The organism is uncultured Anaerovibrio sp., assembly GCF_947302755.1.
Taxonomy (GTDB): domain Bacteria; phylum Bacillota; class Negativicutes; order Selenomonadales; family Selenomonadaceae; genus Anaerovibrio.
On sequence record NZ_CAMYWM010000145.1, the window covers coordinates 1 to 5,796 of the forward strand.

Below are 5,796 nucleotides of genomic sequence, written 5' to 3' on the forward strand. Positions count from 1 at the left end.
GAATCCATGGGTGCATCTCCTGTTTTAGTCGGTTTGGCTATTTGCTGCGGTGGTGTTGGTTTATCCCTGCCAAATGATTCCGGCTTCTGGGTTATCAATCGTTTCTCCAAATTTACTTTTTCCCAGACTATGAAGGCATGGACCATAGGTGGCTTTGTGGCCGGTCTTACCGGTCTGGCAACCATTCTGTTGCTGAGCATGTTCCAGAATGTGCTGCCTGGTCTAATGTAATATGAATTAGTTATCTTCTTATCCATTTTATCCCATACTTTCTGCTTCGTCCCTACAGGTGGTAAACGCCTGTAGGGATGATTTGTATATTTCTGAAAAAAATTGTGGTATAATATGCCTTTATTGAGAATTATTTATGTAAGGAGCGATATGTATTGACCAATAAATTACCTCATGTTGTTATTGTAGGCTGTGGCTTTGGTGGGGTAGCGGCAATTAAAGCCTTTAGGGGAATCAATGTAAGGATTACCTTGGTGGACCGTACTAATTATCACCTGTTTCAGCCCTTGCTGTATCAGCTGTCTACTGCGGTGTTGTCCACCGATGATATTTCCTTCCCGGTAAGGGCCATGTTCCGCAAGCGGAAGAATATGGATTTGTTTATGGCCAAGGCCACGGGAATTGATGGTAAAAATAAAATACTCCACACCAATCACGGGGATATATCCTATGATTATCTCATTGTGGCGGCCGGGGCTACCAATAATTTTTTTGGTATGAAGAATGTGGAAAAATATTCCTATGGCATGAAGACCATTCAGGAAGCCTTGCATATCAGAAATCATGCCCTTCACATGTTTGAACGGGCCAACAAGCAGCAGGACAGTGAGGAAGAACGCCGTAAAATGCTTACCTTTATCTGCGTAGGGGGTGGTCCTACAGGTGTTGAGGAGGCAGGGGCTTTGGCGGAGCTGGTGGCTGTTCAGAATCTGGATTATCCCAATTTAAATTTTGATGAGGTCAGCATAAAGCTGATTGAAGCCACTGACCGGGTATTGCCCATGATGCCGGAAAAGCTCCAGAAGTATACGGTGAAGGTATTGGAGAAAAAGGGCGTTGAGGTAATGCTGAATACCCAGGTGGCTGATTGCAGTGAGGATGGTCTTACCTTAAAGGATGGTACCTTCATTCCAAGTAAAACCGTTATCTGGTCAGCCGGAGTCCGGGCCCATGATTTGGCTTCGACCATTGGGGCTGAATGTGACAGGGCTGGCCGTGTCATAGTGGACAAGACCCTGCAGGTGCCGGGCTATCCTGAGATTTTTGCCATTGGTGACAATGCCCATTTCCTGCAGGAGGGCCGTCCATTGCCAACCGTTGCCCCGGTGGCCAATCAACAGGCCAGGGTGGCAGTTGATAATATTGTCCGTATGATTAAAGGGGAAAGGCTCAGGGAATTTGTATACAAGGACTATGGCAGCATGGCCACCATTGGCCGCTGTGAAGCGGTGGTATCCTGGGGCTTTCTGAAAATTGGTGGCTTTACGGCCTGGCTTATATGGATGTTTTTGCATCTGCTGCGCCTGGAGGGCGCCCATGAGGATATTACGGTGGGTATCAAGTGGTTCTGGAACTTTATCTCCGGTACTCGTCTTGGACGGATTATCACCAATATTAAATTTGAAGAATTGGAAAAATAGATAGGAAATAAAAAAATCGGACTGTTCAGCCCGATTTTTTTTCCGCTAAATTCGGTGGGGTTCAGGGCCAAAGCTGGATTGGCCCTGTTTCACTGATGAATATATATTGGCGACCTGGTAAAGTCCTTGTTTAATTCCGGGGTACCTTGACACAGCTGATATAAATTATTGTATTGTATATCATAATAAAGCTGCCGGCGGAGACGGGTGGCAAGGCTGTTGTTTATAAAATCACGGCGGGTCATATATTGGGTGACCTTGGTAATGACCGGTATGTCCGCCGCCCCCTTTATGCTTTTTATCAGCTCTCTGCCGCGGCTGTCAAAGGCCAATACCCGTGCGTATTCAACACCGTTGCAGTCTGCCTCCTGCAGCAGCTCCTTGTTCATATCCAGCAGTATATAATATATAAGCCGGTTCATTCTTGTGCGCTGGTACCGCTTTCCAACCAAGGATTGGATAAACTCCTTAAAGGAAGGGGCACAGGCGGCCTCCTTCAGCTTATATTCTATGCCTTCATTTATGGAATATATTTCCCGGAGCTGTTCAGGAGAGGCGGTCAATAGCTTTAGCTGTAATCCGGGATAAAGGGCTTCCAGGGAGGGGGGAGCTTTATGAGCTATATTGGCCAGTGTCTTAAAGGTGGCGGTGGGAACAACCTTTTTCAGCCCCTCCATATTATTGGCTGCCATCATCCTTCGTATGGCAGTGCCGCTGGCAAAGGAATTTAGGGAATGAAGGTCATTGTGGCGGGTGCCGGCCCGTTTTATGGGCCAGGGCTCAATGGGGGAGGATAAAAGGTCCAGGGCCCTTAAATATTCAATCCCCAAAATAGTATTTGGTTCCTTTAAAATATTCATATCAATACCCAGTGAATTGGCCATGCTTTGCGCTATGGCACCGGCGTAGGACTTTCCTTGTCGGAGCAGGTGATGAAGCTGCTCATTATGGGCAGTTATATCCCATGAAGCGGCCTTACCCAGCAACTCAATATCAGGATATTCTGTGCTGAATACCAGCCTATGGACCACCCCCAGCCGGTTTAAAAGGGATATGCCGCCAAAGGCAAAATGCTGGGCACTGCGGCAGGCAAAAACAGCCGGAATTTCCAGTACAAGGTTGACGCCGTTGTTAATGGCCAGGGAAGCCCGCTGCCACTTATCCAAAAGGGGCAGCTCCCCCCGTTGGGTAATACCGCCGCTGATACAGGCAATAATACCAGTGGCTGAGCCAAATTCCTCCCTGATTTTGTTGATTTGATAAAGGTGTCCATTGTGAAATGGATTATATTCGGCTATAATTCCTGCAATCATATATATCTCCGTATATTTACGATATTTTTCTTCTTGGGGAAGAAAAATTTGAACAACTGCGTTATAATAATATAATAGGCGTGTAAGGTATGCAAGTTTCCTTAGGAGGTTTATTTAATGAAGAAGAAGGTCGCTGTAGCCATGAGTGGCGGTGTAGACAGCTCCTTGGTGGCTGCCCTTTTAAAGGATGAGGGCTGCGAGGTTATCGGTATAACGATGCGGCTAAGCGACGAAGGGCGCGGCTTTTGTCTTTCGCCGGAGGCTGAGGCAGCAGAGCTGGTTTCGGTTAAGGATGCCCAACGGGTGGCGGAGCAATTGGATATACCCCATTATGTGGCTGATTTTCGGGATTTGTTCAAGGCTAAGGTGGTGGATTATTTCCTGGATGAATATGCTGCCGGACGCACCCCAAACCCATGTGTAGCCTGCAATCCTCAGATTAAGTTTGGCGCGTTGCTCCATAAGGCCAGGGAGCTGGGGGCTGATTATTTTGCCACCGGCCACTATGCCCGTATTAAGCAGGATGACCATGGCCGATATGGTCTATATACAGGTGTGGATAAGCATAAGGATCAGTCCTATGCCCTTTATCGTATTAAGCAGGAGGTTCTTCAGCACATTATTCTGCCCCTGGGAGAATTTACCAAGGTGAAAACCCGTGAGCTGGCTGAACAATATGGGCTGGCGGTAGCGAAGAAGGCCGAAAGCCAGGAGGTATGCTTTGTACCTGATGATGATTATAAGGCTATGCTGAAGCGATATCGTCCCCAGTGTCTTAAGCCAGGTGATATAGTGGACCAGGAGGGCCATGTGTTGGGCCGTCATGAGGGCGTGCCCCTTTATACCATCGGTCAGCGTAAGGGCTTGGGTATCGCTTATCCGGAGCCCCTCTATGTTGTAAAGCTGGATATGGAACAAAATCAGGTGGTGGTTGGCACCAATCAGGCAGTGTTTGCGGACAGCCTTATTGCTGGGCAAATGAATTGGTTGGCCTTTGACAAGCTGGAAAAGCCAATCAGGGTTAATGCCCGCATACGATATGGAGCCCGGGAAGGCATTGGTACTGTTTCACCCCTTGAGGGGAACCGGGTCAAGGTAACCTTTGACAGGGCCCAAAGAGCCGTAACACCAGGTCAGTCCGTTGTGTTTTATGACGGTGATCAGGTAGTTGGCGGAGGAATTATATCAGAATAACAAGAGGAAGTGTAAGTATGAGCAGCTTTGCACGATCTGTAAGGTACAGAGTGTTTGCCCTTTTGGCAGTGGCCCTGGCAGCTGCTATAGGCAGTGTTTGGTTTTATACAAATTATTATATAGATACACCTGAGTATACCATAAAGAAAATTCAGGAATGCATTGATAACCATGATAAGGATAAGATAAAAAGATACATCGACTTTGAACACCTGTTGGATACCGGCAGTGAGTCCATTTTGGAGGGTCTGGTTGATTCCAGTATTCCGGCAGTTGGCGAGGCTAAGGATGCAGTGAGCAGCTTCAGCAGGATGTTTAAGGCACCGGTTATTATGAGCCTGCAGATGGCCATTGATAATTACGTTGAATACGGTCAGTGGACCAAGAGGGATGGCTCAGATAATTTTGGCACCATAGATGCGGATATGGTGGTGAAGCGGTCTGGCCTGGGTTCTACCTCCTTCAGAAAGCTGGACAGTATGGCAGTGGATAATGATAATGGTACGGCAGTGGCCAAGGTACGGGTATTTCAGGAGGAGGCCAACGCCGAATTCGTTCTTGATATGGAATTTGTCAAAAAGGAGGATGGGGGCTGGCAGCTGTATGAGATTACCAACCTGAAGGATTATATTACTATGGTTAATAAATCCAGACGTGATCATGTGAAGGACTATTTGGACAAATCAGCCGCCATAATGTCTGCCCATAATGCCAAGGTAAAGGCCCTGGAGCAGGAGGTCAGCGGCGTATTAGGTTCCGGCTCCCTTGGTAATGCAGATACCCGTCAGGAATTGAAAAATATTATGCTTAATAAGGTAGCAGCTGAGTGGCAGGGGCAAAAGGCGGAGCTGGAGGCTATGAGCGTTCCCGTGGCCGCCGGCACCCTTCATCGGCTCCGTATCAGGATTTGTGACCTGCATATTGATTATGCCACGGGCTATGCCAAGTGGATGGAGGATAAAAACGCTTCCACCATACGAAATGCCGATGCCTCACTGAAGCAGGCCAGAACCCTGGAGAAGGAAGCAGAATTGCTCACAAAGCAGGTAAATTCCCATGTTACCCGGTGACCGTCAACCAGTCTTCTGTTGAGAATTTTATCCGATGCTAACGGGTGCTAAGACTCCCTCCTCTTAGGTGGGAGTTAAGCACCCGTAAAGCCCTGGGTAAAATTCAACTAAATTCAGATGGAGTTAAAACTCCACCTGAATAAGTTATCATTTTATCCGATGCTGACGGGTGCTAAGATTTTATGGGTAATATGGGCGAAATATATTTTTTTAAGGATGAAGATGTGAATGGATGATAAATTTGATAAGACGCAGCCCCTGCCCCGGGTAAGGGAGGATCAGGCTTCTCAGGAAACCCGGCTGATAAATCACAATCAGGTGAGACGGCTGGAGCCAATAAATGTGAATAACAGGTATCAGGCCAATAACGGCATGAATTACCAGCAGATGTCAGGGCCCGGAATGCCACCGAAGCCACCAATTCCTCCAAAGCCACCCAAGCAAAAAAAAGGGGGGAGCGGCAAACTCCTGATAATCCTGGCGTTGTCCTTTTGCCTTGCCCTGTTGATGGGACTGTTTATTTCCGGTTATATTAGTGACCAGACGGCTAAGGAAACGCAAATTAAG

The 5,796-nt window shown here is 47.5% G+C and carries 5 protein-coding genes and 1 pseudogene; 5 read left to right on the forward strand and 1 reads right to left on the reverse strand.

All coding sequences use genetic code 11. From position 1 onward, the window contains the following. Together Q0Y54_RS11205 and Q0Y54_RS11210 are read left to right on the forward strand one after the other, a co-directional pair. Window positions 1–231, forward strand: a pseudogene (locus tag Q0Y54_RS11205) (gluconate permease); the annotation flags it as partial. A gap of 155 nt (window positions 232–386) precedes the next feature. Continuing rightward, a complete protein-coding gene (locus Q0Y54_RS11210) occupies window positions 387–1,652 on the forward strand; it encodes an NAD(P)/FAD-dependent oxidoreductase (RefSeq protein WP_297967853.1) in 1,266 nt (421 codons plus the stop codon). 89 nt (window positions 1,653–1,741) lie between these two features. Here the strand turns inward: Q0Y54_RS11210 and Q0Y54_RS11215 are convergent, their stop codons facing one another. Continuing rightward, window positions 1,742–2,965 (reverse strand): nucleotidyltransferase family protein, encoded by a 1,224-nt coding sequence (locus tag Q0Y54_RS11215; protein WP_297967856.1) that lies wholly within the window; start codon window positions 2,963–2,965, stop codon window positions 1,742–1,744. A gap of 117 nt (window positions 2,966–3,082) precedes the next feature. Between Q0Y54_RS11215 and mnmA the strand changes: the two genes are divergently transcribed. The 3 genes from mnmA to Q0Y54_RS11230 form a co-directional block, all read left to right on the forward strand. Beyond that, window positions 3,083–4,159 (forward strand): tRNA 2-thiouridine(34) synthase MnmA, encoded by a 1,077-nt coding sequence (gene mnmA, locus Q0Y54_RS11220; protein WP_297967859.1) that lies wholly within the window; start codon window positions 3,083–3,085, stop codon window positions 4,157–4,159. A gap of 17 nt (window positions 4,160–4,176) precedes the next feature. After that, window positions 4,177–5,229: a hypothetical protein gene (locus tag Q0Y54_RS11225; protein ID WP_297967862.1), complete on the forward strand. Its 1,053-nt coding sequence runs from the start codon at window positions 4,177–4,179 to the stop codon at window positions 5,227–5,229. A gap of 228 nt (window positions 5,230–5,457) precedes the next feature. Next, on the forward strand, window positions 5,458–5,796 hold a 339-nt coding region (locus Q0Y54_RS11230), incomplete at its 3' end, for a hypothetical protein (RefSeq protein WP_297967865.1).